The sequence below is a fragment of the Sphingomonas sp. NIBR02145 genome, from assembly GCF_027359115.1.
GTDB classification, from domain to species: Bacteria; Pseudomonadota; Alphaproteobacteria; order Sphingomonadales; family Sphingomonadaceae; genus Sphingomonas; species Sphingomonas kyeonggiensis_A.
In genome coordinates this window covers 3,197,811-3,221,399 of sequence record NZ_CP114791.1, presented here as the reverse complement: position 1 = coordinate 3,221,399, position 23,589 = coordinate 3,197,811, and the positions used below count along the sequence as shown (strand labels likewise).

Annotated in this window: 25 protein-coding genes and 1 tRNA gene; 18 read left to right on the top strand and 8 right to left on the bottom strand. The window is 67.7% G+C overall.

Going from position 1 to position 23,589, the window contains the following annotated elements; genetic code table 11:
- Nucleotides 1-79 precede the first annotated feature (79 nt).
- Together sciP and O3305_RS14395 are read right to left on the bottom strand one after the other, a co-directional pair.
- Entirely contained in the window at nucleotides 80-379 is a 300-nt protein-coding gene (sciP, locus tag O3305_RS14400; RefSeq protein WP_184163844.1) for a CtrA inhibitor SciP, read from the bottom strand.
- Nucleotides 380-485: 106 nt separating this feature from the next.
- Complete coding sequence (locus O3305_RS14395) at nucleotides 486-713, bottom strand: hypothetical protein (protein ID WP_269573162.1); 228 nt, start codon at nucleotides 711-713, stop codon at nucleotides 486-488.
- 160 nt (nucleotides 714-873) lie between these two features.
- On the opposite strand from O3305_RS14395, the gene mnmA reads away from it, so the two are divergent.
- The 3 genes from mnmA to gorA all read left to right on the top strand — a co-directional run bounded on the left by mnmA (nucleotide 874) and on the right by gorA (nucleotide 3,961).
- Nucleotides 874-1,983 carry a tRNA 2-thiouridine(34) synthase MnmA gene (gene mnmA / locus O3305_RS14390; protein WP_269573161.1) on the top strand — a complete coding sequence of 370 codons (1,110 nt, stop codon included), beginning with the start codon at nucleotides 874-876 and terminating at the stop codon, nucleotides 1,981-1,983.
- 61 nt (nucleotides 1,984-2,044) lie between these two features.
- Nucleotides 2,045-2,518 (top strand): nuclear transport factor 2 family protein, encoded by a 474-nt coding sequence (locus tag O3305_RS14385; protein WP_269573160.1) that lies wholly within the window; start codon nucleotides 2,045-2,047, stop codon nucleotides 2,516-2,518.
- A 96-nt stretch (nucleotides 2,519-2,614) separates the two neighbouring features.
- Complete coding sequence (gene gorA / locus O3305_RS14380) at nucleotides 2,615-3,961, top strand: glutathione-disulfide reductase (protein WP_269573159.1); 1,347 nt, start codon at nucleotides 2,615-2,617, stop codon at nucleotides 3,959-3,961.
- Nucleotides 3,962-4,016: 55 nt separating this feature from the next.
- Here the strand turns inward: gorA and O3305_RS14375 are convergent, their stop codons facing one another.
- Both O3305_RS14375 and O3305_RS14370 read right to left on the bottom strand, forming a co-directional pair.
- Entirely contained in the window at nucleotides 4,017-5,105 is a 1,089-nt protein-coding gene (locus tag O3305_RS14375; RefSeq protein WP_269573158.1) for an AbrB family transcriptional regulator, read from the bottom strand.
- On the bottom strand, nucleotides 5,102-6,370 hold the full coding sequence (locus tag O3305_RS14370; protein WP_184163853.1) for a dicarboxylate/amino acid:cation symporter: 1,269 nt from the start codon (nucleotides 6,368-6,370) through the stop codon (nucleotides 5,102-5,104). Before O3305_RS14370 ends, O3305_RS14375 begins: the two co-directional genes overlap by 4 nt.
- 72 nt (nucleotides 6,371-6,442) lie before the next feature.
- Between O3305_RS14370 and glmM the strand changes: the two genes are divergently transcribed.
- The 7 genes from glmM to O3305_RS14335 all read left to right on the top strand — a co-directional run bounded on the left by glmM (nucleotide 6,443) and on the right by O3305_RS14335 (nucleotide 12,964).
- A complete protein-coding gene (glmM, locus tag O3305_RS14365) occupies nucleotides 6,443-7,783 on the top strand; it encodes a phosphoglucosamine mutase (RefSeq protein ID WP_269573157.1) in 1,341 nt (446 codons plus the stop codon).
- Nucleotides 7,783-8,007 carry a DUF1272 domain-containing protein gene (locus O3305_RS14360; protein WP_269573156.1) on the top strand — a complete coding sequence of 75 codons (225 nt, stop codon included), beginning with the start codon at nucleotides 7,783-7,785 and terminating at the stop codon, nucleotides 8,005-8,007. Before glmM ends, O3305_RS14360 begins: the two co-directional genes overlap by 1 nt.
- A gap of 136 nt (nucleotides 8,008-8,143) precedes the next feature.
- Nucleotides 8,144-9,301 (top strand): bifunctional hydroxymethylpyrimidine kinase/phosphomethylpyrimidine kinase, encoded by a 1,158-nt coding sequence (thiD, locus tag O3305_RS14355; RefSeq protein ID WP_269573155.1) that lies wholly within the window; start codon nucleotides 8,144-8,146, stop codon nucleotides 9,299-9,301.
- Nucleotides 9,294-9,920: a ribonuclease HII gene (gene rnhB / locus O3305_RS14350; protein WP_184163864.1), complete on the top strand. Its 627-nt coding sequence runs from the start codon at nucleotides 9,294-9,296 to the stop codon at nucleotides 9,918-9,920. Before thiD ends, rnhB begins: the two co-directional genes overlap by 8 nt.
- Before the next feature lie 302 nt (nucleotides 9,921-10,222).
- On the top strand, nucleotides 10,223-11,350 hold the full coding sequence (locus O3305_RS14345) for a site-specific DNA-methyltransferase (RefSeq protein WP_269573154.1): 1,128 nt from the start codon (nucleotides 10,223-10,225) through the stop codon (nucleotides 11,348-11,350).
- 83 nt (nucleotides 11,351-11,433) lie between these two features.
- Nucleotides 11,434-12,522 carry a dihydropteroate synthase gene (gene folP / locus O3305_RS14340; RefSeq protein ID WP_269573153.1) on the top strand — a complete coding sequence of 363 codons (1,089 nt, stop codon included), beginning with the start codon at nucleotides 11,434-11,436 and terminating at the stop codon, nucleotides 12,520-12,522.
- Between the two features lie 10 nt (nucleotides 12,523-12,532).
- Nucleotides 12,533-12,964 carry a hypothetical protein gene (locus tag O3305_RS14335; protein WP_269573152.1) on the top strand — a complete coding sequence of 144 codons (432 nt, stop codon included), beginning with the start codon at nucleotides 12,533-12,535 and terminating at the stop codon, nucleotides 12,962-12,964.
- 220 nt (nucleotides 12,965-13,184) lie between these two features.
- Here the strand turns inward: O3305_RS14335 and O3305_RS14330 are convergent, their stop codons facing one another.
- Nucleotides 13,185-13,946 carry a LytTR family DNA-binding domain-containing protein gene (locus O3305_RS14330; RefSeq protein WP_269573151.1) on the bottom strand — a complete coding sequence of 254 codons (762 nt, stop codon included), beginning with the start codon at nucleotides 13,944-13,946 and terminating at the stop codon, nucleotides 13,185-13,187.
- Nucleotides 13,947-14,136: 190 nt separating this feature from the next.
- Between O3305_RS14330 and O3305_RS14325 the strand changes: the two genes are divergently transcribed.
- Nucleotides 14,137-14,637: a DUF2306 domain-containing protein gene (locus O3305_RS14325; RefSeq protein WP_269573150.1), complete on the top strand. Its 501-nt coding sequence runs from the start codon at nucleotides 14,137-14,139 to the stop codon at nucleotides 14,635-14,637.
- On the opposite strand, the gene O3305_RS14320 is transcribed toward O3305_RS14325, so the two are convergent.
- On the bottom strand, nucleotides 14,634-15,314 hold the full coding sequence (locus O3305_RS14320; RefSeq protein WP_269573149.1) for a DNA alkylation repair protein: 681 nt from the start codon (nucleotides 15,312-15,314) through the stop codon (nucleotides 14,634-14,636). The two genes, O3305_RS14325 and O3305_RS14320, sit on opposite strands and share 4 nt — an antisense overlap.
- 15 nt (nucleotides 15,315-15,329) lie before the next feature.
- A complete protein-coding gene (locus O3305_RS14315) occupies nucleotides 15,330-16,757 on the bottom strand; it encodes a sigma-54-dependent transcriptional regulator (RefSeq protein WP_184163883.1) in 1,428 nt (475 codons plus the stop codon).
- Between the two features lie 151 nt (nucleotides 16,758-16,908).
- On the opposite strand from O3305_RS14315, the gene O3305_RS14310 reads away from it, so the two are divergent.
- The 7 genes from O3305_RS14310 (at nucleotide 16,909) to O3305_RS14280 (ending at nucleotide 22,178) form a co-directional block, all read left to right on the top strand.
- Entirely contained in the window at nucleotides 16,909-17,049 is a 141-nt protein-coding gene (locus O3305_RS14310) for an aa3-type cytochrome c oxidase subunit IV (protein ID WP_184163885.1), read from the top strand.
- On the top strand, nucleotides 17,046-18,173 hold the full coding sequence (locus O3305_RS14305) for an NAD(P) transhydrogenase subunit alpha (protein WP_269573148.1): 1,128 nt from the start codon (nucleotides 17,046-17,048) through the stop codon (nucleotides 18,171-18,173). The genes O3305_RS14310 and O3305_RS14305 overlap by 4 nt, the downstream gene beginning before the upstream one ends.
- Before the next feature lie 113 nt (nucleotides 18,174-18,286).
- Nucleotides 18,287-18,565, top strand: a complete 279-nt coding sequence (locus tag O3305_RS14300; RefSeq protein ID WP_184163892.1) for an NAD(P) transhydrogenase subunit alpha part 2 — start codon at nucleotides 18,287-18,289, stop codon at nucleotides 18,563-18,565.
- A gap of 4 nt (nucleotides 18,566-18,569) precedes the next feature.
- Entirely contained in the window at nucleotides 18,570-19,982 is a 1,413-nt protein-coding gene (locus O3305_RS14295; RefSeq protein ID WP_269573147.1) for an NAD(P)(+) transhydrogenase (Re/Si-specific) subunit beta, read from the top strand.
- A 32-nt stretch (nucleotides 19,983-20,014) separates the two neighbouring features.
- Nucleotides 20,015-20,947 carry a hypothetical protein gene (locus O3305_RS14290; protein WP_269573146.1) on the top strand — a complete coding sequence of 311 codons (933 nt, stop codon included), beginning with the start codon at nucleotides 20,015-20,017 and terminating at the stop codon, nucleotides 20,945-20,947.
- Nucleotides 20,948-21,071: 124 nt separating this feature from the next.
- Nucleotides 21,072-22,037, top strand: a complete 966-nt coding sequence (locus O3305_RS14285; RefSeq protein WP_269573145.1) for a helix-turn-helix domain-containing protein — start codon at nucleotides 21,072-21,074, stop codon at nucleotides 22,035-22,037.
- Nucleotides 22,038-22,102: 65 nt separating this feature from the next.
- A tRNA-Val gene (locus O3305_RS14280) sits at nucleotides 22,103-22,178 on the top strand.
- A gap of 28 nt (nucleotides 22,179-22,206) precedes the next feature.
- On the opposite strand, the gene O3305_RS14275 is transcribed toward O3305_RS14280, so the two are convergent.
- Entirely contained in the window at nucleotides 22,207-23,589 is a 1,383-nt protein-coding gene (locus tag O3305_RS14275; RefSeq protein ID WP_269573144.1) for a hypothetical protein, read from the bottom strand.

The window sequence follows — 23,589 nt, the reverse complement described above, 5'->3', positions numbered from 1 at the left end:
CTTTTCCCGAGAACCATAAAGAAAAAGGCCCACCCCGGGCGTGCCGGGGCGGGCCGATGCCTGCTCTTCGAGGAAGAGATCAGTATTTCTGCTGGCGCTCGTAGAGCGAGCGATAATGCTGGATGCGCGTGACGCGCAGGCCCGGCATGCCCGAACGGTCGATCGCGCGCTGCCAGCCCGCGAATTCCTCGACGGTGAGGCCATAGCGCTCGCAAACCTCATCGACACTGAGCAGCCCGCCATTGACGGCGGCGACCACCTCGGCCTTGCGGCGGACCACCCAGCGGGTGGTGTCCGCCGGCGGCAGCGTCTCGAGGGTAAGCGGCTCGCCGAGCGGGCCGATCACTTTCGCGGGACGGATCTTCTGGTTCTCAATCATCTACTCGCCTTTCGGGGCGGGGGGCCCCCGCTACGCAAACTGAACACACCCACCGATATTCGTCGCTCTTTGAACATCGGCTAAAACGCCTCGGTAAATTCGCTCTTCATTCTTCCTGACGACGGGTTAGCGCGCGCGCCGCGAGGCGGTGGAATGCCCCGTGCGCAGGTGCGAGAAGCTGCTCGACCGGCGCGATCAGCGCCAACCGGGCCTGCGCGCGTGCCGTGGGACTCGCCGCCTGGCGCGCCGCCACGCCGACCAGCAGTACCGCCAGTTCGGTCGGCATGGCGGTGATCGCCACGTCGCGTTCCAGTCTGGCAAAACTCAGGTCCACGCGCTCTTCTACCCATCCGACAAGTTGAACTCGGATTTGGGCTTTCTACCCAAAAGTCTTGAAGGGTCCGTAAAGCAGGTGAAAACGAGCGCTTAACCAGCGTTACCGGAATCCAACCGGGGTGGCGCGGGGAACTACGAGTGCCTAAATGCGCGCGATCATGATCGCAGGAGACTTCCAGCTCGAGGCGCCATTGAAGGCGCGCCGCATCGTCGTCGCCATGTCGGGCGGGGTCGATTCCTCGGTCGTGGCCGGGCTTGCCGCGGCCACCGGCGCCGAGACGATCGGCGTGACGCTGCAGCTCTATGATCATGGCGAAGCGGTTGGCCGCGCCGGCTCGTGCTGTGCCGGGCGCGACATCCGTGATGCCCGCGCGGTCTGCGACAAGCTCGGCATCGCGCACTATGTCTTCGACCATGCGTCGAGCTTCAAAAGCGAAGTGATCGACGATTTCGCCGACGAATATCTCGCCGGGCGCACGCCGATTCCCTGTGTGAAGTGCAACATGGGGCCGAAATTCACCGATCTGTTCGCACTCGCCCGCGACCTGGGTGCCGATTGCCTGGCGACCGGCCATTATGTCCAGCGGGTGATGGGGGCAGAAGGCGCCGAGTTGCACCGTGCGTACGACCCGGCGCGCGACCAGAGCTATTTCCTGTTCGCGACCACCGCGGCTCAGCTCGATTTCCTGCGCTTTCCGCTGGGCGGCATGCCCAAGCCGCAGGTGCGCGAACTCGCGGCGCAGCTCGGGCTGGCCGTGGCGGGCAAGCCCGACAGCCAGGACATCTGCTTCGTGCCCGACGGCGACTATGCCACGCTGGTCAAGAAGCTGCGGCCCGAGGCGGAGACCCAGGGCGAGATCGTCGACGAATCGGGCACGCTGCTCGGCCGCCACAAGGGGCTGATCCACTTCACCGTCGGCCAGCGCCGCGGGCTCGAGATCGGCGGCGCGCCCGAGCCCTATTATGTGCTGCGGCTCGATCCGGTCACCAGGCAGGTGATCGTCGGTCCCAAGCGGGCGCTGGCGGTGCGCGCGGCGCGGATCGAGGGGATCAACTGGCTGGGCGGCTCTTATGCGGGCCCGATGACCGCCAAGGTACGCAGCCTCGCCAAGCCGGTACCCGCACGGCTCGAGGATGGCCGCGTGGTGTTCGAGACGCCGGAATATGGCGTCGCCCCGGGCCAGGCCGCGGTGCTCTATGCCGGCGAGCGCGTGCTCGGTGGCGGCTGGATCGCCGAGACCGAGCGGGCGGAGCTGGTGCCCGCCTGACAGGCGGTTGCCGGACCCGTGCCGATGTGTATTATGCAAATAACACACATCGGAGACCCGCATGTTCCTCGCCGCCGCGCTTTCGCTAACCTTGCTGCAGTCCGCGTCTGATCCGGCGCTCCTCGCCGAAGTGAAGGCGGCGGATGCGGCGCTGTTCGAGACCTTCTTCGAGCGCTGCGATCCGGCGCGGCTTGCCTCGCAGGTCACGCCTGATTTCGAGATGTACCACGACAAGGACGGGGTGGTGGCGACCAGCGGGGACGCTTTCGTCGCGCTCTATGCAAAGGGGTGCGAGGCGAAGAAGGCGCCCGATGCCTGGCGCAGTCGCCGCGCGCTGCTGCCCGAGACGCTACGGGTCGATCCGGTGCCCGGCTATGGCGCGATCGAGGAAGGCGACCATGTCTTCTACGAGCGCCAGGGCGACGGGCCGGAGAAGCTGGTCGGCAAGGCGCATTTCGTCCAGCTGTGGAAGAAGGGGCCGGACGGCTGGCGTGTGGCGCGAATCCTCAGCTACGCGCACCAGGCAGTGCGATAGACTGGTTTCCGCTGCTTCGGCGGCCGTGCCCCGCATTGGCATCGGCGCCCCCACGCCCTATCTCCCGGCCTCGAATTGAGCGGGAAGGATTAGCGCGTGGCCGAATACGATTATGATCTCTTCGTGATCGGTGCAGGTTCAGGCGGCGTCCGCGCCTCGCGCGTCTCGGCTGCCTATGGCGCCAGGGTCGCGGTGGCCGAGGAATATCGCATCGGCGGCACCTGCGTGATCCGCGGCTGCGTGCCCAAGAAGCTGCTCGTCTACGGCGCGCATTTCGCCGAGGACCTGAAGGACGCCCGCCGCTTCGGCTGGAACGTGCCCGAATGCGATTTCGACTGGGCGGTGCTGCGCGACAATGTGCTGGCCGATGTCGATCGCCTCAACGGCCTCTACACGCAGACGCTGCACAACAACCAGGTCGAGACCTTTCTCGAGCGCGCCACCGTCACCGGCCCGCACGAAGTGACGCTGGCGAGCGGGCGCAAGGTCACCGCCAAGTACATCCTCGTCGCCACCGGCGCGCATCCGCATGTGCCGGAATTCCCGGGCAGCGATCTCGGCATCACCTCGAACGAGGTCTTCCACCTCGACACGCTGCCCAAGCGCGTGCTGATCGCCGGCGGCGGCTATATCGCCAACGAGTTCGCCGGCATCTTCAACGAGTTCGGCAGCCATGTGACCCTGGTCAACCGCACCGATGTCATCCTGCGCGGCTATGACCATTCGATGCGCGACCGGCTGCTCCAGATCTCGTTGATGAAGGGCATCGATTTCCGCTTCCATTGCGAGTTCAAGTCGATCGAGAAGCTGGAGAGCGGCGCGCTCAAGGTGACGCTCAGCAAGCACGAGCCGATCGAAGTCGATTGCGTGATCTTCGCCACCGGCCGGGTGCCCAATACGACGGGGCTTGGTCTTGAGGATGTCGGCGTGCAGCTCGACGCCAAGGGCGCGGTGCAGGTCGATGCCGACAACATGTCGTCGGTCGATTCGATCTATGCGGTGGGCGACGTGACCAACCGGGTGCAGCTCACGCCGATCGCGATCCGCGAGGGGCAGGCCTTCGCCGACACGATCTTCGGCGGCAAGCCGCACCAGGTCGATTATTCCTGCATCCCGAGCGCCGTGTTCAGCCACCCGCCGATGGCCGGCGTCGGCATGACCGAGAGCGAGGCGCGCAACAAGCTCGGCTCGATCGCGGTCTATCAGAGCGATTTCCGCGCGATGAAGAATGTCCTCGCCGATCGCAACGAGCGCTCTCTCTACAAGATGATCTGCGACGGCACGACCGGCCGGGTCGTCGGCCTCCACATGATCGGGCCGGACGCGCCGGAGATTCTCCAGGCGGCGGCGGTGGCGGTGAAGGCGGGCCTGACCAAGGACGCCTTCGACCAGACCGTGGCGCTGCACCCGACCATGTCGGAAGAGCTTGTGCTGATGAAGTGATCGGGAAGTTCATGCCGAAGGCGTGAACCGGAGGCTGCGGGGCAGGCTCCGCCGATCACTTCCCCGGAGGAAGGGGGCGGCCGGGCGATCCCTCGACGGTACTCTTGGCAAACCGCCCGGCCGCCAACCGCGCCAGCGTCGGCCCCAGCGCCAGCACCGCGAGGAACCGCAGCGCCTGCATCGCCATCACGAAGGGCTGGTCCACCGGCACCGAGGTCGCGATGATCGCCACCGAATCGAGCCCGCCCGGGCTCACCGCCAGATAGGCGCTCACCGGGTCGATGCCGGTCAGCCTGGACAGCAGCAGCGAGAGCGCGGCGGAGAAGCCGATCAGCGTGAAAGTGGCGAGCAGCACGCGCGGCAATGCCCGGCCGGCAACCGTAAGCGTCTCGCGGGTAAAGGCCAGGCCGATCCGCCAGCCGACCAGCGCATAGCTTACCGCCAGCACCGGCTCGGGCAGGGTCATCCGCAACATGCCGAGCGCGTGCAGCGTGATCCCCGCCGCCATCGGCACCAGCAGCGCGCCGGCCGGGATGCGCAGCTTCAGGCCGACGAACGCGCCGATCCCTGCAACGGACAAGGTCGCCAGCGAGGGGATCAGCGGTGCGGGGGCCAGCATCGTCACCAGCCAGTCGCCGCCATGATGTGCGCCGAGCGCCGCCGCGAGGATCGAGGCCACCGCCGCGACCGAGACCACACGGGTATAGGTCATGAACGCCACCAGCCGCGCGTCCGCGCCGAAGGCATCGGCCATCACCACCATGGCCGAGGCGGCGCCCGGCATCGATCCCCAGATCGCGGTGCTGCCGGGCAGCACCTGCCAGCGGCTGAGCAGATAGCCGAGCAGGCTGCTCGCGCCGAGCGTAACCGCGGTAACCCCCAGGAACAGTGGCCACTCTGCCATCACCCGCGAAAAGGCGCCGACATCGAGCGTGCCGGCGATCAGGCAGCCGATCACGGCCTGGGCACAGACGAACAGCGGCCTGGGCAGGCTCAGCCGGGCGCCGCGCGCGGAAAAGGCGATCGCCGCCAGCATCGGCCCGAGCAGCAGCCCCGCCGAAAGCCCGATCCATTCCAGGATCGCCGTGCCCACTGCCGAAGCCGCGAGCAGGCCGAGCCATGCCCCCGCCTGGCGCCCGCTCAACTGTCGTGGGCGAGGATCGCGTCAGCCTCGTCCAGCGGCACCTTGCCGGCGCGGCGCGACAGCCAGGTCGTCGCGGCGATGTCCCAGGTGACGTTGCCGACGGTGCGCATGATGTCGGGCAGCGTCTCGACCGCGACGAGCAGGCCGAGCGGGCTCACCGGCGCGCCGATCGTTGCCGCCACTGGCGCGATCGCGCTGACATAGCTGACCGTGCCGGGCAGGCTGACCGAGCCGAGCGAAGTGAGGGTGGCGACGACCACGCCCACCGCCAGCGTGGCGGGGCTGAGCGGCACGCCGAACCATTCGGCGACATAGATGGCCACCGCGAAGTTCATCGCCGGGCCGGTCGCGCGGAAAATCGCCACGGCGAGCGGCAGCGTCACGCCCGATACGGCCACCGGCACGCCGAGCTTGCCCGAGCCCTCGATCATCACCGGCAGGGTCGCCAGCGAGCTCTGGGTGCTCAGCGCCACCGCCTGGCTGGGCAGCGCGGCGCGGGTATAGGCGCCCAGGCGCACCCGTCCGCCGAACACTGCGACCGGATAGGCGAAGATCGTAACCGCCAGGCCGACGCCCGCGACGATCAGGATGTAATGGATCAGCGCGCCGAACGCGCCGGTGCCGGCCTTGGCGCCGACAACCAGCGCCAGCGCGAACACGCCTACGGGTCCGACCCACAGCACCCAGTCGATCACCACCAGCATCACGTCGCGGAGTGCCTTGAAGAAGTCGGTGAGCAGCTTCTGCGCCTCGCCGCCCACCCGGGTCATCGCGAAGGCGAAGATCAGCGAGAAGATGATCAGCGACAGGAACGCGTTCTCGGCCGCGGCCTTGACGATGTTGGCCGGGATGATCGCCGCCAGGAAATCGCCGATCGGCGGCACCGGGCCGATCTTCTCGGCGCCGGCCAGCGCGCCGCGCAACGCGGTGGCGGATTCGTGCGGCAGCGGGGCGAAATGGAGGAACAGCGGGGTCAGGATCGCGGCGGCGGTCGCCGACAGCGCCAGCACGATGACGTATAGCGCGATGGCGCGGGCAGCCAGCCGCCCGGCCTGGGCGGCCTCGGCGGTGGCGGCGACGCCGGTGATCAGCAGCGCCACGACCAGCGGCACGATCGTCATCTGCAGGCCGTTGAGCCAGGCCTGGCCGATCGGCTGGGCCCAGTCGGCCGCGATCGTCGCACCGGACGGCGCGTACGCGGCGAGCAGCGCGCCGACGACCAGTCCGGCAATAAGCGACAATAGAATACGAGTTGGTTGCGACATGCTCGCCCTTTTGGAGTTTCCGCGCTAATCCGGTGGCGGTTGAGGGCCTGCAAGGTCGCGAGAAAACGGCACATGGCAAGAAAATATTTCGGGACGGACGGAATCCGGGGGGCGACGAACCTGTCGCCGATGACCGCGGCGATGGCGATGAAGGTCGGCATGGCGGCAGGCGCGCACTTCCGGCGCGGCGATCACCGCCACCGGGTGGTGATCGGCAAGGACACGCGGCTTTCGGGCTACATGCTCGAGAACGCGCTGGTCGCCGGCTTCACGAGCGTCGGCATGGACGTGGTGCTGCTCGGGCCGATGCCGACTCCGGCGGTGGCGATGCTCACCCATTCGATGCGCGCCGACATGGGCGTGATGATCTCGGCGAGCCACAATCCCTATGCCGATAACGGCATCAAGCTGTTCGGGCCCGACGGCTTCAAGCTTTCGGACGAGGACGAGCTGGCGATCGAGGCGCTGATCGACGGGGAGGTGCCGCTCGCGGCTTCGGCCGATATCGGTCGTGCCCGGCGCGTCGAGGATGCGCGCGGCCGCTACATCCACTTCGCCAAGTCGACTTTCCCCGAGGAGCTGACGCTCGACGGGCTCAAGATCGTCGTCGATTGCGCCAATGGCGCGGCATATCAGGTCGCGCCCTCGGCGCTGTGGGAGCTCGGCGCCGAAGTGATCGCGATCGGCGTCACCCCCAACGGCAAGAACATCAATGACGGCGTCGGCTCGACCGCGCCCGACACGCTGTGCGAGACCGTGGTCGGCTCCGGCGCGCATATCGGCATCGCGCTCGACGGCGATGCGGATCGCCTCATCGTGGTCGACGAGCAGGGCAAGGTGGTCGATGGCGACCAGCTGATGGCGACGATCGCCGGCGGCTGGGCGCGGCAGGGCCGGCTTGCCGGGGGCGGCCTGGTCGCCACCGTCATGTCGAACCTCGGGCTCGAGCGGCACCTCTCGGCGCAGGGCCTCGGTCTGATCCGCACCTCGGTGGGCGATCGCCACGTCCTCGAGAAGATGCGCGCGTCGGGCTATAATGTCGGCGGCGAGCAGTCGGGGCACATCATCCTGTCCGACTATGCCACGACGGGCGATGGTCTGGTCGCAGCGCTCCAGGTGCTGGCCGAGCTGGTTCGCGCCGGCGCGCCGGCCAGCGAAGTGCTCCATCGCTTCGATCCGCTGCCCCAGCTGCTCAAGAATGTCCGCTTCAAGGGCGGCAAGCCGCTGGAGGATCCGCGCGTGAAGGACGTGATCGCCGCGGCCGAAGCGGAGCTGGACGGCAAGGGCCGCCTCGTCATCCGCGCGTCGGGCACCGAGCCGGTGATCCGGGTGATGGCCGAGGGCGACGACAAGGCGCAGGTGGAAGCGGTGGTCGACCGCATCTGCGACGTGGTGCGCGAGGCTGCCGCCTGATGCTCGAGATGCGCCCCGATTGCGAGCGCTGCGGCGCCGATCTGCCGGCGGACGAGGGCGGCGCCTTCATCTGCTCGTTCGAGTGCACCTTCTGCGCCGATTGCGCCGATGCACTCGACGAACGCTGCCCCAATTGCGGCGGCGAACTGTTGGACCGGCCGGCGCGTGTCGGTAAGGCGCTGGCGAACAATCCGGCGAGCACGGAGCGCCGGTACAAGGGTTGAAACCCAGGGGCTGAGGCATGCCGCTATTCTTCTTCCGTCATGCTGAATTTGCTTCAGCATCCAATTATCCACCAGCGGTATCGCTTGAGGCGCGTTGGACCCTGAAACAGGTTCAGGGTGACAAAGGAATAGAGGTATGACTCCCCGGATACTCATCATCGCCGGCTCGGATTCCGGCGGCGGCGCCGGCATCCAGGCGGACATCAAGACCGTCACCATGCTCGGCGGCCATGCGATGACCGCGATCACCGCGATCACCGCGCAGAACACCTTGGGCGTCACCGGCGTGCATCCGGTGCCGACCGAGATGGTGCTGGCGCAGATCGATGCCTGTGTCGCCGATATCGGCGTAGACGCGATCAAGATCGGCATGATCGGCTCCGCCCGCACCGCGCTGGCGGTGGCCGGGAAGCTCGCCGAGCTGCCCGGCATCCCGGTGGTGTTCGATCCGGTGATGATCGCTTCGAGCGGCGCCACCCTGGCCGATGACACGACCATCGCCGCGTTCGAGCGGCTGATGGACCGCGCCACCGTCGTCACCCCCAATATCCCCGAGCTGGCGGCGCTGGGCGGCGATGCCCGCGCGCTGGTCGAGGCGCATCGCTGCGCCGTGCTGGTCAAGGGCGGGCATGTCGAGGGGCCCGTGGTCACCGATCGGCTCTATTCCGCCGATCCCGAGGATCCGCCCGAGATCGAGTGGAGCAATCCGCGCATCGACAGCGACAACACCCATGGCACCGGCTGTACCCTGTCCTCCGCCATCGCCTGCGGGCTCGCGGTCGAATGGGACCTGCCCGAGGCGATCCGCCGCGCCCGCCGCTTCGTCCGCATCGCGATGCGCGAGGCGCCCGGGCTCGGCCGCGGCCATGGCCCGATGGGGCAGCAGGCGGTGCGGCTCGACCTCAACATGAGCTTCTTCGAGCCGATGCTGAACCAGGTGACCGTGCCCGCCGCCGATCTTGCGGCGAGCGAGCGCTTCTACCGGCTGCTCGGCCTGCGCCAGGTCGTCCGCGCGAGCCCGCGCTATGCCCGGTTCGAGACCGAGGGCGGCGCCACCTTCAGCATCGCCACCGATCCCGGCTACACCGCCCCGGTCGTCTATTTCGAATGCGGCGACCTCGACGTCACCGTCGCCTATCTCCAGCAGCAGGGAATCGTCTTCGAGCAGGATCCCAAGGACGAGAATTGGGGCTGGCGCGAAGCCCGGCTGCGCGATCCGGCCGGCAATTCGGTTCGTCTCTACCAGGCTGGCGAGATGCGCCGCTATCCGCCATGGCGGGTCCAGGATGCCTGATCTCAAGTTCGAGCGGAAATATGGAAAGCTGCACGGCGGCCCGGTCGCCGGGGTGGACGAGGCCGGCCGCGGCCCGCTCGCCGGCCCGGTGGTCGCCGCCGCGGTCATCCTCGATCCCAAGTGCATTCCCGAGGGCGTCGACGATTCCAAGGCGCTGACCGCGCTCAAGCGCGAGCGGCTCTGCGCCGAGATTCTCGCCTGCGCCCAGGTCGGCCTCGGCATCGCCACGGTCGAGGAGATCGACAGCCTCAACATCTTCTGGGCGACGATGCTGGCGATGACCCGCGCGGTCGAGGCGCTCGGCCCGGCGCCCGCCTTCGTGCTGGTCGACGGCAATCGCTGCCCGGACTGGACGCACCGGAGCCATGCCGTGGTCGGCGGCGACGCGCTCTGCCTGTCGATCGCCGCCGCCTCGATCGTCGCCAAGCATCGCCGCGACACGATGATGATCGAGCTCGACGCGCTCCACCCCGGCTATGGCTGGGCGAGCAACAAGGGCTATGGCGCGAAGGTCCACCAGGAAGCGCTGCGCATCCTCGGCCCGACGCCGCACCACCGCAGGAGCTTCGCGCCGGTCGCCCAGGCGCATTTCGACTTCGGGATCCCGGCCGCCGAATGATTCGGCGATCTCCAGCCCGCTATGCCTTGGGGCGGCGCTGGCCGAATCATTGATTCGGGCGATCCCGGTCCTTCCGCCGCGCCGTCATCCGCTTCCGGCGAGCGCACGACAGGCGAAATGAGTCTTTTTCGCCACACCCCATATCTTGTGCCTGTGGATAACTTTGCGACTCAGCATGTGGATAAGTTCGTGGAGCGTTCTACAAGTTAACGGAATCGCAGGTTTTTTCGTTAACCAATCAGCGCTTGACGCGAGGCCATTCGCCGACAGAAACCGCCTCTCCAACAAGGGGAAAGAGGTTAATGGGGGTTCTCGAAAAGGGCAGACTCAAGCCGGCAACGGTGCGTTCATGGGTCGATGTGTTGCCCTACGATACGATCCTGCAGCAGGACTGCATCGAGGCGATGCGCGCTTTGCCCGCAAAGTCGGTCGACTGCATCTTCGCCGATCCGCCCTATAATCTGCAGCTCGGTGGCGACCTGAACCGTCCGGACGGCAGCGCCGTCGACGCGGTCACCGACGAATGGGACAAGTTCGACAGCCTGGCCGCCTATGACGCGTTCACCCGCGAATGGCTGGCCGAGGCGCGCCGCATCCTGAAGGACGACGGCACGATCTGGGTGATCGGCAGCTATCACAACATCTTCAAGGTCGGCTCGGCGATCCAGGACCTCGGCTTCTGGATCCTCAACGACATCATCTGGCGCAAGGCCAACCCGATGCCCAATTTCAAGGGCACCCGGTTCACCAACGCGCACGAGACGCTGATCTGGGCGAGCACCGGCGAGAAGGCGAAATACACCTTCAACTATCGCTCGATGAAGACGCTCAACGACGAGATCCAGATGCGCTCGGATTGGGAATTCCCGATCTGCGGCGGCCAGGAGCGTCTCAAGAAGGGCGGCACCAAGGTCCACCCGACCCAGAAGCCCGAAGCATTGCTCTATCGGATCATGCTCGCCAGCACCAAGCCGGGCGACGTCGTGCTCGATCCCTTCTTCGGCACCGGCACCACCGGCGCGGTCGCCAAGCGGCTTGGCCGCCGCTGGATCGGCATCGAGCGCGAGACCGCCTATGTCGAAGCCGCCAGGGAGCGCATCGAAGCGGCGCTGCCGCTCGACGAATCGGCGCTCAAGACGATGCAGGCGCCCAAGAGCCAGCCGCGCGTCGCCTTCGGCCAGCTGGTCGAGAACGGCTTCCTGAAGCCCGGCACCGTGCTGACCGACGGCAAGCGCCGCTGGAAGGCCGTGGTCGGCGCGGACGGTTCGCTCAGCTGCGACGGCCAGGCCGGCTCGATCCACAAGCTTGGCGCGACGCTGCAGAACGCGCCGTCGTGCAATGGCTGGACCTTCTGGAACTATGAAGCCGCCGACGGCCTCAAGCCGATCGACGCGCTGCGCCAGAACTACTTGCTGGCGACCCAGCCGTAAGCCTCTCTAGCCCCTCCCCTTCAGGGGAGGGGCTCAAGAAGTTTCCCCTTCCCATGCGGGATCACCTCTGGAACGGTCGCCGCATGACCTTCGATCTCCCCGCAACCGCGCGGCTCTATCTCCGCCCCGTCCAGCTCGCCGATTCGCCGGTCAGCCGCGACGGCGAAGTCGTCCGCCTCGCCGGCGGGCTCAGCTGGTGTTCGGCCTTTGAGCTGATCGCGCGGGAAGGCGGCAAGCGCGTGTTCCAGCGTACGATCACGGTCGCCGATCTGCCGGACGATCCCCGCGTCGCCGCGATCCTCCAACGCATCACCGCCCCGCGCGCGTCGCTGAAGCTTGGCGAGCGCGTCGTCCGGCTCGACCAGCCCCAGGTGATGGCGATCCTCAACCGCACGCCCGACAGCTTCTCCGATTCGCGCGCGCTCAGCGAGGATGTCGATGCGGCCGCCGGCGTGGGCGTCGACATGGCCGCGGCGGGCGCCGCGATCCTCGACATCGGCGGCGAATCGACCCGGCCCGGCGCCGCCGAAGTGTGGGAAGGCGAGGAGATCGAACGCGTCGTTCCCGTGATCCGCAAGCTCGCCGCCGGTGGTGCCGCGATCTCCGTCGATACCCGCCGCGCCGCGGTGATGGCGGCGGCGCTTCAGGCCGGGGCGCATATCGTCAACGATGTCGCGGCGTTGCTCTACGATCCCCAGGCGCTGGAAGTGGTCGTGAATGCCGGTTGCCCGGTCGTGCTGATGCATTCGCCCGAGCCGGAAAAGGGCCCGCACGGCGGCGATGGCTATGGGGACGTGCTGCTCGACGTCTATGACTGGCTGGAGAAGCGGGTCGAGGACGTGGCCGCGGCCGGTGTCGATCGGGCGAAGATCCTGGTCGATCCGGGCATCGGCTTCGGCAAGTCGCTGCAGGACAATCTCGTGCTGATGAACGGCCTCGCGCTGTTCCACGGGATCGGTTGCGGGCTGCTGCTCGGCGCCAGCCGCAAGCGGATGATCGGCGCGCTGTCGAACGAGGCGCCGGCGGATCAGCGGCTCGGCGGCAGCCTGGCGCTTGCGCTCAAGGGTGCCGATGCCGGGGCGCAACTCATCCGTGTTCATGATGTATTCGAGACGGTTCAGGCGTTGAGGGTCTGGCGTGGCCTGCGCGATTCGGCGCTGATCGCCCGCTAGGAGAAAGCTGATGCCGTTCGCCCTGACCCTCGCCCTGCTCGCCGCACCGGTACCCGCGCCGGCCCAGGAACCCGGCGCGCAGGATGCCCGCGATACGGTCCAGGCCTATTACGCTGCGATCGAACGCGGCGATTTCCGCACCGCTTATGGTCTGTGGGATCGCGGTGGCCAGGCCAGCGGCAAGAGCTTCGCCGCGTTCCGCCAGGGCTTCGCCGCGACGGCGCACAGCCGGGTCGAGGCGCGCAATCCGATCAACGCCGATGCGGGCATGAGCCAGCGCTGGATCACCGTGCCGGTCGATGTCTATGCCACGCTCAAGAACGGCAAGCGCCAGCATTTCCGCGGCAGCTACACGCTCCACCGCGTCGTTGCCGGGGTGAGCGCCAATCCGGCCGATGTGAACTGGCACCTCTCCAGGGCGAAGCTGGTCGCGGTCCGCTAGGGCGGCTTGCAATGTAGGATTTCGCCTGCTCGTCTCGGGCGGCCGGTCCCTGGCCGGCCGCTCTCTGAGGCTGCAGGAAAATAGGATCACGCGCGCGCAACAATATTGCGGGATGCGCGCCTAACCCGGGGAATCAGGGAAGATTGCGGGCCGTAAAACCGGCTCTTGGCCTGTACTTTGTGTACTTTGGCGAGTCGCGGCCTCCGCCGTGTTGGAGCGCCTAGAACCAGCCCGCGGCTTCCAGCCCCGGTGCCTGCGCGCGCGCCACCGGCGCCTCGATCCCGCCGGTCAGCAGCAGCCGGACATTGCGTCCGTCGCGCCGGGTGCCGGTCACTGCTTCGCGCGCCACCCACCAGCTGCGATGGACCAGCGCGCCCGGCATGCCGTCCAGCTCGGCCACGGCATCGCGCATCCGCATCAGCAACAGGGTCGAGCCGTGCCGCGTGTGGACGCGGACATAATGGTCCTCCATCTCGAGCGCGATCGGTGCCGCGCGCAGGTGCGGGGGCAGGCGCTCGGCCAGCCGGGGCAGGCCGGGCTCGCTGGTCGGCGCTTCCGGTTCGGGCACCGGCGCGATCCTGGCAAGGCGCCGCTGGCGGGTGAACCAGAACAGCGTGCAGACCAGCCCGGCCAGCAATGCCACGTTGAAATAATGCGCGATCCATTGCTCTAGGGGCAGCCAACGCCCCGGATGCCAGATCAGATTGGCGGCCCAGACCACCACGCTCATCGGCACGCTCGCAAGTACGCAGGCTGCCGCCCATAGCGACCATTCGGGCAGGTCGAGCCGAGGCGCAAAGATGCTCGCCGCCCGCATCGCCGGGAAATAGAGGAAGTAGCCGGCATAGCTCATCGCCAGCCAGTAGAGCAGCCTGAGGCCGAACGGCGCCGCGAAGCTGCCGAACGGGCCGATTAGCGCCAGCACCACGCCCACGCCCAGAATGATCGTGCAGTCGATCAGGATTCGCCGTGCGCTGCCCAAACCCGTTCGTCCCCCGTCCCGTTCGCGCTTCGCCAAATGGCAGCGCCCAGAGCATCGCTGCCCGCCCACGCAGCAATCGGCCCGGCGGCGCAGACGCGATTGTCCGGCCGTCGCCGCCGGCCATGCTGGTCCCGCCAATAGCGTCGGGAGGCAAGCAATGGCCAGTCATGCAGGAGTTCGGGAAGGTGCGATGGGCGGGACGAAGGATCTGTCGGGTTTCGCCAAGGGGGCGATGCTCGCAGTCGCCACGGTGCTGGCGGGCGCGACGATCGTCGCGGTGGCGCGGGTGCTGATCGGGGTGACGCCGTCGACCTATGAAGCGAAGCAGGTCGCGGTGCTGATCCATCTGTCGAGCGTGCTGCCGGCGATCCCGCTAGGCCTATGGGTGCTGCTGGCGCGCAAGGGCGACGCGACGCACAAGCTGCTCGGGCGGATCTGGGGTGTGCTGATGCTGGTCGCGGCAGGCTCTGCGATCTTCATCCGCAACATGAACCATGGCCAGTTCGGCTGGATCCATCTGTTCGTGCCGCTGGTATTCGTCACTCTTTACCGCGCAGTCCGCGCCGCACGGGCCGGCGACATCGCCGCGCACAAGCGGCACATGTGGGGCATGTATGCGGGCGCGCTGCTGCTGCCCGGCCTGTTCGCCTTCCTGCCCGGCCGGCTGCTGTGGAACTGGCTGATGCTCTAGCCGAGCCCGGCCTTCCGCCTGGCTGCCGGCCTCGCCAGGTCGCGTGCCGCGTCCCGCCCGATCCAGCGTGCGGCGGGAAGCGGCGCGGCGGAGAGCCGCTCGGCGAGTTCGCCGGCCGAGCGGTGCAGGGCGGGATTGCGCATGCCGATCGCCCGCAGCGCCCAGCTCACTCCCTTCTTGACGAAGTTGCGGTCGTCGCCGGCCTGGGCCTCGATCAGGGGCAGCGCCTCGAGGAACGGGGCGTCCGGCAGCTTCTTCGCGTGCAACGCCAGCCCGGCGAGCAGCGCGAAGGCGCCGCGGCGGACGAATTCGCGCTCGTCGCCAGCCCAGCGGTACACGGCGTCCCAGGCCAGCGGGCTCTTGTCGAACAGGTCGAAACAGGCGGTGTCGCAGGTCGCCCAATTGTCGAAACCCGCTGCCCAGCGGTCCATGCCTTCGGCAGTGAGGGTCTTGGGCTCGCCGACGAAGCAGGCGAGCAGCCGCGCTTCGTAAATGCCGGCATCCCAGAGCTGCTCGGCGAGTGCCTGGTTCCGGCCGAGCGTCCTGGCGAGGCCGCGGAGGGTGCCGACCCTGATGCCGATCACGCGGTCCGCCGTGGCGATGCCGAAGCGCGGCATACCTTCGGCCACCCCCGGTTCGGTGGCCCGTTCGAGCAAGTGGAGCGCCTCGGCCAGCATGGCCGCAGGCTAGGCTCAGGCGGCGCTCTGGTCGATCCCCAGCTCGCCGAGCTTGCGGTAGAGCGTCGAGCGCCCGATCCCGAGCCGGCGGGCCACCTCGGTCATCCGTCCGCGATAATGGCCGATCGCCAGGCGGATCACATCGGCCTCGATCTCGTCCAATGCACGCAGGTTGCCGTCGGGGCGGAACAGGGTGACACCGGCATTGTTCGCGCCGGGCGCCTGATGGCCATTGCCCATGGGGCGGCCGGCGGCGAGCTGGGCGATCTGCGGGAAATCGGCGCGGGTCAGCCCGTCATTGTCGCAAAGCACCGAGGCGCGGAACAGGGCGTTCTGGAGCTGGCGGACATTGCCCGGCCAGTCATAGCTGCCCAGCAGCTGGAGCGCGTCGTCGGTGATGCCGAGCTCGCGCAGGCCCGGCTGGTCGGCGATGCGGGCGAGCAGGTGGCGGGCAAGCGCAGGGATGTCGCCGGTGCGTTCGCGCAGCGGCGGGATCGTCACCTGGACGACATTGAGCCGGTAATACAGGTCCTCGCGGAAGCGTCCGGCCTCGACTTCGGCCTGCAGCGTCTTGTTGGTCGCGGCGATCACCCGGACATCGACTTCGCGGGCATGGCGCGCGCCGATCGGCTGGATCTCGCCCGACTGGAGCACGCGCAGCAGCTTGACCTGCGCGTCGAGCGGCATCTCGCCGATCTCGTCGAGGAAGATGGTGCCGCCATCGGCGTCGGCGAATCGGCCGATCTTGCGCTCGAAGGCGCCGGTGAAGGCGCCCTTCTCGTGCCCGAACAGCTCGCTCTCGACCAGGTTGGCGGGGATCGCCCCGCAGTTGATCGAGATCATTTCCTTCTTGTTGCGCGGCGAGGCGGCGTGGATCGCCTCGGCAACCACTTCCTTGCCGACGCCGCTCTCGCCTTCGATCAGCACGGGCACGCGGGCACGGGCAGCTTTGGCCGCGATGGCCAGGGCCGCGCGGAACTGCGGCGCGCTGCCGACGATCTCGTCGAAGGCGAGCGGGGCGGAGAGCTTTTCGGTGAGCGGGCGCAGTTCGCCTGCGGTCTTGCCGCCGACGGCCGCTTCCAGCGCGGCGAGCAGGCGCTCGGCGGCGAGCGGCTTGACCAGGAAGTCGGTCGCGCCGGCACGCATCGCGTTGACGGCGTTGGCGACCGAACCATTGGCGGTGAGCATCAGGATCGGCAGCTGGGGCCGGCGCTCGCGCAGCTCGGCGATCAGCGCCGCCGCATCGGCGTCGGGCGATGCATGGTCGAGGATGATTGCGTCGAGCGCCATCCCGTCGGGCGTGCCCAGCGTGGCGATGCCGGTCTCGGCCTCGCTCGCGAAGATCGTCTTCCAGCCGCGGCGCGCGGCAATTGCTGCGACGAGGCGGCGCTGGGCCGGCTCATCGTCGATCAGCATCAGGAGGCGCTGGCCGTTGCGCGTCATCGCTCTTCCATGTCCCTACTGTCCCGTTTCAGGCCGACCGTGATAAAGCAGATGGGTAAAGGCGGGCTTAAGCTTGCTGAAGCTGCGGCGGGGTTGAGGGAGCCGGCGCTGGGGGCTACAGTCGCTGCATAAAGTTTCAGGGGAGAGACGAATGGCTGACACCGGTGACAATGCCGCGCAGCTCAAGGCGCACGAGCAGACGTGGAATGGTTTCAAGGCGATGATGACCTGGGGCACCGTCGGTGTTGCCCTGATCGCTGCACTCGTCGTCTTCCTGATCTCCGCCAAGTGAAGATCGCGGTTCTGAAGGAAGCCGCCGCCGGCGAGCGGCGTGTTTCCGCGACTCCGGAAACGGTGAAGAAGTTCGTCGGGCTCGGTGCCGAAGTGTCGGTCGAGGCCGGTGCGGGCGCGGATGCATCGATCGCCGACCAGGCCTATGCCGATGCCGGCGCCACCGTTGGCGCGCGGGCGGCGACGCTCAAGGATGCCGATATCGTGCTCGGCGTGCAGGGGCCGGATCCGGCCGGCCTTGCCGGTGCGAAGCCCGGTGCCTGGATCGTCGCGGGGTTGAACCCGTTCGGCGAACGTGCCCGGGTCGATGCCTATGCCTCGGCCGGGTTCGAGGCGCTGGCGATGGAGTTCATGCCGCGCATCACGCGCGCGCAGTCGATGGACATCCTGTCCTCGCAGTCGAACCTGTCGGGCTACAAGGCAGTGCTCGACGCCGCGGCCGAATATGGCCGCGCCTTCCCGATGATGATGACCGCGGCGGGCACCGTTTCGGCCGCCAAGGTCTTCGTCATGGGCGTGGGCGTCGCCGGCCTGCAGGCGATCGCCACCGCGCGTCGCCTCGGTGCGCAGGTCTCAGCGACCGACGTCCGCGCGGCGACCAAGGAGCAGATCCTGTCGCTCGGCGCCAAGCCGATCTTCGTCGAAGCGGTGAAGGGCATCGAGGGCGAAGGCACCGGCGGCTATGCCACCGAGATGAGCGACGAGTACAAGGCCGCCCAGGCCGAGCTCGTCTCCTCGCATATCGCCAAGCAGGACATCGTCATCACTACCGCGCTGATCCCGGGGCGCCCCGCGCCGCGGCTGATCAGCGATGCCCAGATCGCCACGATGAAGCCGGGCAGCGTGATCGTTGACCTCGCGGTCGAGGCCGGCGGCAATGTCGAAGGCGCGGTCGCCGGCGAGATCGTGACGATCCACGGCGTGAAGATCGTCGGGCACAGGAACGTGCCGTCGCGTCTCGCCGCCGACAGCTCGGCGCTGTTCGCGCGCAACCTGTTCAACTTCCTCTCCGCCTTCTGGGACAAGGAGCAGGGCAAGCCGGTCCTCGACGAGGAAATCGGCAATGCCATCCGCCTCACCCAGGGCGGCAAGGTCGTGAACGAGCGGTTGCTCGCCGCAGGTTGATAACTCCGTCCCGCATGGCGCCGAAGGTTAGTCTCGGCGTGGGGACGGCGAACAAGGCTTCCGCGATCAGTTGCTGCGCGTGGAAGCTTCGTGAAGTTTGGAAGGCTCAAGACATGGACTTCATCTCGATCCTGTCGATCTTCGTACTGGCCTGCTTCGTCGGCTATTACGTGGTCTGGTCGGTCACGCCGGCACTGCACACGCCGCTGATGGCGGTGACCAACGCGATTTCCTCGGTGATCATCGTCGGCGCGCTGATCGCGTCGGCTGCAACCGGTTCGGAGGTTGCCAAGTGGCTCGGCCTTGTCGCCGTGGCGCTGGCATCCGTGAACATCTTCGGCGGCTTTGCCGTCACCGAGCGCATGCTCGCCATGTACAAGAAGAAGGGCTGAGCCGATGCACGAGGGGGCAGCAATCAATCCCTGGGTCGCCTTTGCCTATCTGGTGGCGGGCATCTGTTTCATCCTCGCGCTGCGCGGGCTCTCCAGCCCGGCGAGCAGCCGGCGGGGCAACCGGCTCGGCATGCTCGGCATGGGCATCGCCGTGATCACCACGCTGATCACGCACGAGATCGCCAGCCCGATCGAACTGGGCGCGGCGATCGCGATCGGCGGCATTATCGGCTTCGTGACGGCACGCCGGATCGCGATGACCGCGATGCCGCAGCTCGTCGCCGCCTTCCACTCGCTGGTCGGCATGGCGGCGGTGCTGGTCGCGGCGGCGGCGTTCCTCAATCCTGCCGCCTTCGGCATCCTGGGTGCGGACGGCGAAATCCTCAGCGTCAGCCGGGTCGAGATGGGCCTGGGCGTGGCGATCGGCGCGATCACCTTCTCGGGTTCGGTGATCGCCTTCCTCAAGCTCAACGGCAACATGTCTGGCAAGCCGATCCTGCTGCCGGGGCGCCATGTCATCAACCTGGCCGTGCTGGCCGGCATTCTCGGTCTGGTCGGCTATTTCGTCACCGACCAGAGCCCTTGGGTCTTCTGGACCGTGACTGCGCTCAGCTTCGTGATCGGCTTCCTGCTGATCGTGCCGATCGGCGGTGCGGACATGCCGGTCGTGGTGTCGATGCTCAACAGCTATTCGGGCTGGGCAGCGGCGGCGATGGGCTTCACCCTGCACAACACGGCGATGATCATCACCGGAGCGCTGGTCGGCTCCTCGGGTGCGATCCTGAGCTACATCATGTGCCGCGCGATGAACCGCAGCTTCATCAGCGTGATCGCCGGCGGCTTCGGCGCGACGGCGGACGCGGGCGGTGGTGCGGCGGCGATCGACCGGCCGTGGAAGCGCGGCTCCGCGGAGGACGCGGCCTTCCTGATGAGCCAGGCCGAGCAGGTCATCATCGTGCCCGGTTACGGCATGGCGGTCGCTCAGGCACAGCATGCGCTGCGTGAGATGGGCGACAAGCTCAAGGAGCACGGTGTCCGCGTGAAATACGCGATCCATCCGGTTGCGGGACGCATGCCGGGCCATATGAACGTGCTGCTCGCCGAAGCGAACGTGCCCTATGACGAAGTGTTCGAGCTGGAGGACATCAACAGCGAGTTCGCTCAGACCGACGTCGCCTTCGTCATCGGCGCCAACGACGTGACCAACCCGGCCGCCAAGACCGACAAGTCGTCGCCGATCTACGGCATGCCGGTGCTCGATGTCGAAAAAGCCAAGACGGTGCTTTTCATCAAGCGCTCGATGGGCGGCGTCGGCTATGCCGGTGTGGACAACGAGCTGTTCTACCGCGACAACACGATGATGCTGCTGGCCGACGCGAAGAAGATGGTCGAGGAGATCGTTAAGAGCCTCGACTGACGCGGATGCCGGGAACGAATGGGGGACTTGGCATGGCGAGCGTTGGTTCGATTCTGGGTGGGGCGTTCGGGCTGCTGCGCGAACGCCCCGGCTCGGTGGCGATCTGGGCAGTGACTTATTGTGTCGGCGCGCTCGCGATCTCGCTGGTGATGGGCTTCGTGGTTGCCGGCACGGTCATGCCCATATCCGCGGATCCAAGCACGGCGATGTCGGTATGGGCAGGGCCGATGTTCAGCCTCATGCTGCTCATGAACCTGTTGCTGCTATTCCTCGTCGTGGTGCTGATGAACGCGGTGTTCCGCGTGATGCTGCGCCCGCAGGAGGGCGGCTTCGCCTTCATGCGGATCGGGATGGACGAGTTCCGCATGTTTGGGCTGGTCATCATGGTCTGCGTCGCCGCCTTTGCCGCGATCCTGGTGGGTGAGCTGCTGCTGCTACTGGTCATCACGGTGCTCGGCTTCGCGCTGGGCACGGGCATGATCACGGGGGCGATCTCGTTCCTGCTGTTCCTCGCCTTTGTCTGCGCGGTGGTCTGGGCGGAGGTGCGCATCTCGCTGATCTTCCCGCTTACCTTCCATCGCCGGCGGATCAGCGTCGATGCTGCCTGGGAGCTGACCCGTGGCCGCTTCTGGATGCTTTTCGCCTGTTATTTCCTGATCACGCTGATCTTCGCTGTTGCGATCGGCATCGTGGTGTCCTTCGTGATGGGGGATTATTTCGCCGCGCTGATCGCCGCCAATGGCGATCAGGAGCAGATGCGGGCTGCCGCCGAAGCATTTGCTGCCCGGCAATTCGCCATGCCGCTGGCCACCCAGATCCTGTTCGGCGTGGTGGGCGCGGTGTTCTTCGCCGCGGGGCTTGCGCTGGGCCCGGGGCTGCTTGCCAGCGCGACCCGGGAACTTCTCGGCGATGAGAGCGAAGCTTCGGTATTTGCAGCCGAATCCGACGGATCAGTCGTGGACTGATCCGGAACGGACAGGCAATGATTCGGTCGCCTGTCTGGGTCGCGCCACAAGCTCCGAAACGGAGCGGATAGAGCAATCCGTTTCGGAGGTTGGGCCTCTCCGGGACATTCTACCCGAGCAGGCGATGGCGAACCCCTCCGCGGCCCCTTTCCCGACCCGCGACACGCTGGCGCAGGCGTTCAACGCGCTGCTCGTTACGGGCGCGGGCAGTGCCGAGTTGGTGGAGGCAGCGACCACGGCGGGAATCCGGATCCGCGACATGGTTGATCCAGACGGTGCCCTGCCGCTGCTCGACGCGGCGCGGCTCGACCTTGTCCTGCTCGATGCACGCGCGGTTGCGGAAGCCCCGTTGTTGTCGCTGCTCGATACCCTGGCGGCGCGCGATGGCCAGGCCGGACCGGCGCTTGTCGCGATCTTCTCGGCGGATCGGATCGACCTCGCCGGCCCCTTGCTCGGTGTCCCGCGCACCCAGCTTCTCTGCGATCCGAGCGCATCCGAACTGCTCGCCGCGCTGGTGCTGGCGCGTGCACGGGGCGAAGCGACGCCGCACGCTTCGTGGACTGATGTCACCCGCGATTCGGAGACCGCGCGCCTGCGCCGGCTCAACGAGGAAGTCGCGCGGATCGCCGATGCGCTGGCACGGCTGACGCGAGGCGAACTTGCCGAAGAGGACGAGATCGAACGACGGACGGGCGTCCGCGCGCCGGACCTGGGCTATCGCGGGCCGGACGAGCCGGGCCCCGATATCGCCTCGGCGGAGATCCGGGCCGTGATCCGGTCACGCCGCCTGCGCGGGCAATATTTCGAAGCGGAGCTGTTCGCCGATCCTGCCTGGGACATGCTGCTCGACCTGTTCGCGGCCAGTCTCGAGCGCCGGCGCGTATCCGTTTCCAGCCTGTGCATCGCGGCTGCGGTGCCGCCGACCACGGCGTTGCGCTGGATCGGTACCATGCACGAGGCCGGCTTGTTTGGCCGCGAGGCAGATCCGGGCGATCGCCGCCGTGCCTATATCGTGCTGAGCGAAAAGGCGCTTGCGGGCATGCGCGCCTATGTCGGCGCGGTGCGCCGCGCGGGGCTCGGCCTGGTCTAGCCCGGCACTGGGGGCTTGCCCCGAGGCCCGGGCTTTGGCATCGGGGCGCCACCGGCATCATGCCCGGGCGCTTAGCTCAGTTGGTAGAGCATCTCGTTTACACCGAGAGGGTCGGCGGTTCGAGCCCGTCAGCGCCCACCATCCCCCGATATCGCAGCCGATGCGCGGTTCAATGTACCGGCGCGGGAGCAGTGCCCGAGCCTGTGGTGACCGGGGGCGTGGCGGTGCCTGTTGCAGTTCCTGAGCCGCTGCCGGTTCCCGATCCGCTCGTCGGCGGCGGTGCGGTGCCGGACGCCGGCGGGGGTGGCGTCGAGGTGCCGCCGCCTGTGGTTCCGGTTCCGCGTGGCGTAATCGGCGCGAGCGCGGGCGGCGTCACTGTCTGGGAGGGGGCGAGGCTCGATGCCCCGCCCGTGGGCGCCGGTGTCGGCGGGTTGGCGGCGCCATTGGCGGTGATGCGGGCGCGATCGGTCTCCGCCGCGATGGCCGCCTCGCGTTCCGGATTGAGCGTGTTGAGCCGCAGCCGCTCCACGGTGTTCTGCGAGGCGATCCGGTCGAGCGGCACCTGATCGGTGCGGAAATGCAGTTCCACCGAACTGTCGAGATCGGCCGAGACATTGGTGCTCTCGTTGGTGGTTACATCGTCGGTGCGGACATAGCCGATCGTCGAATTGACCGATGCCGATGCGCTCCAGAAGCCGAACCCGCCCGAAGCGCTCGCGCCCACCGTGGTTCGCGTGTCGAAGCCGCTGTGCTCCTGCTCGCGCGCGGCGGATTGCGCATCGATGTGGAAGCGCATCGAGGCGGCGATGCGGCCCGAATCGATCACGATCCGCTGCATGCCCATCTGCACCATCGTCGCCAGCATCTGCTGGCGGTTGCGCGCCAGGCTGCTGCGCACGAACGGGATCAGCTGCTGGGCATCGGTGCCGGGGATCGCGGTATCGGGCTCGAGGTTGAGGGCTGCGCGCACCGCATCGACTGTGGGCGGGGCGCCGACCGGGATCAGGCGGACCGGATCGGGGGTGTCCTCGGGATCGGGGATGTCGCGGGGGTCCGGGGCTTCGGGTTCCTCGATGCGAAAACTCTGGGGGAACTGGTCGGCGAGCCAGCGCTTGGCGGGATCGTCGCTTGAGCCGCCGGTGGAGGCGAAGCCGTCCAGGGACTGGGAGACGCCGCGGACCAGCTCGATATATTGCTGGAGCTGCTGCTGGTTGGTGTCGACCATCGCGCGGAAGATTCCGTTCACCAGTTCCGCGACGAATCGCGGGAAGCTGATGGCCCGCAAAACGGCGTGGGTGGTGCCCGCCACGCCGGCTACCGCGGTGCCGGAATAATGTTCGCCGGCGCTCATGCCGGCGGCGACTGCCGCCCCCCCTTTTCTCGGCGCCGCCTCGGCTTCGAAGAGCTGGGCGGCATGGGCTATCCGCACCAGCGCGTTCGCGATTTCGCGCTGGTCGGCGGTGGGGAGGGATTCGAAACCCTCGGCGCCGACCAGCGAATCGCGGACCGCGCCGCGGACTTCCGGCGGTGGATTGGCCAGCGCCACCGCCAT

Coding starts and splice junctions, on each gene's coding strand:
- O3305_RS14300 (WP_184163892.1), top strand. CDS start 18,287: ATGGACTTCATCTCGATCCTGTCGATCTTCGTACTGGCCTGCTTCGTC.
- O3305_RS14345 (WP_269573154.1), top strand. CDS start 10,223: ATGGGGGTTCTCGAAAAGGGCAGACTCAAGCCGGCAACGGTGCGTTCA.
- O3305_RS14370 (WP_184163853.1), bottom strand. CDS start 6,370: ATGTCGCAACCAACTCGTATTCTATTGTCGCTTATTGCCGGACTGGTC.
- O3305_RS14385 (WP_269573160.1), top strand. CDS start 2,045: ATGTTCCTCGCCGCCGCGCTTTCGCTAACCTTGCTGCAGTCCGCGTCT.
- rnhB (WP_184163864.1), top strand. CDS start 9,294: ATGCCTGATCTCAAGTTCGAGCGGAAATATGGAAAGCTGCACGGCGGC.
- folP (WP_269573153.1), top strand. CDS start 11,434: ATGACCTTCGATCTCCCCGCAACCGCGCGGCTCTATCTCCGCCCCGTC.
- mnmA (WP_269573161.1), top strand. CDS start 874: ATGATCGCAGGAGACTTCCAGCTCGAGGCGCCATTGAAGGCGCGCCGC.
- O3305_RS14285 (WP_269573145.1), top strand. CDS start 21,072: ATGGCGAACCCCTCCGCGGCCCCTTTCCCGACCCGCGACACGCTGGCG.
- O3305_RS14360 (WP_269573156.1), top strand. CDS start 7,783: ATGCTCGAGATGCGCCCCGATTGCGAGCGCTGCGGCGCCGATCTGCCG.
- glmM (WP_269573157.1), top strand. CDS start 6,443: ATGGCAAGAAAATATTTCGGGACGGACGGAATCCGGGGGGCGACGAAC.
- O3305_RS14315 (WP_184163883.1), bottom strand. CDS start 16,757: ATGACGCGCAACGGCCAGCGCCTCCTGATGCTGATCGACGATGAGCCG.
- O3305_RS14275 (WP_269573144.1), bottom strand. CDS start 23,589: ATGGCGGTGGCGCTGGCCAATCCACCGCCGGAAGTCCGCGGCGCGGTC.
- O3305_RS14335 (WP_269573152.1), top strand. CDS start 12,533: ATGCCGTTCGCCCTGACCCTCGCCCTGCTCGCCGCACCGGTACCCGCG.
- O3305_RS14320 (WP_269573149.1), bottom strand. CDS start 15,314: ATGCTGGCCGAGGCGCTCCACTTGCTCGAACGGGCCACCGAACCGGGG.
- O3305_RS14310 (WP_184163885.1), top strand. CDS start 16,909: ATGGCTGACACCGGTGACAATGCCGCGCAGCTCAAGGCGCACGAGCAG.
- thiD (WP_269573155.1), top strand. CDS start 8,144: ATGACTCCCCGGATACTCATCATCGCCGGCTCGGATTCCGGCGGCGGC.
- O3305_RS14290 (WP_269573146.1), top strand. CDS start 20,015: ATGGCGAGCGTTGGTTCGATTCTGGGTGGGGCGTTCGGGCTGCTGCGC.
- O3305_RS14295 (WP_269573147.1), top strand. CDS start 18,570: ATGCACGAGGGGGCAGCAATCAATCCCTGGGTCGCCTTTGCCTATCTG.
- O3305_RS14325 (WP_269573150.1), top strand. CDS start 14,137: ATGGGCGGGACGAAGGATCTGTCGGGTTTCGCCAAGGGGGCGATGCTC.
- sciP (WP_184163844.1), bottom strand. CDS start 379: ATGATTGAGAACCAGAAGATCCGTCCCGCGAAAGTGATCGGCCCGCTC.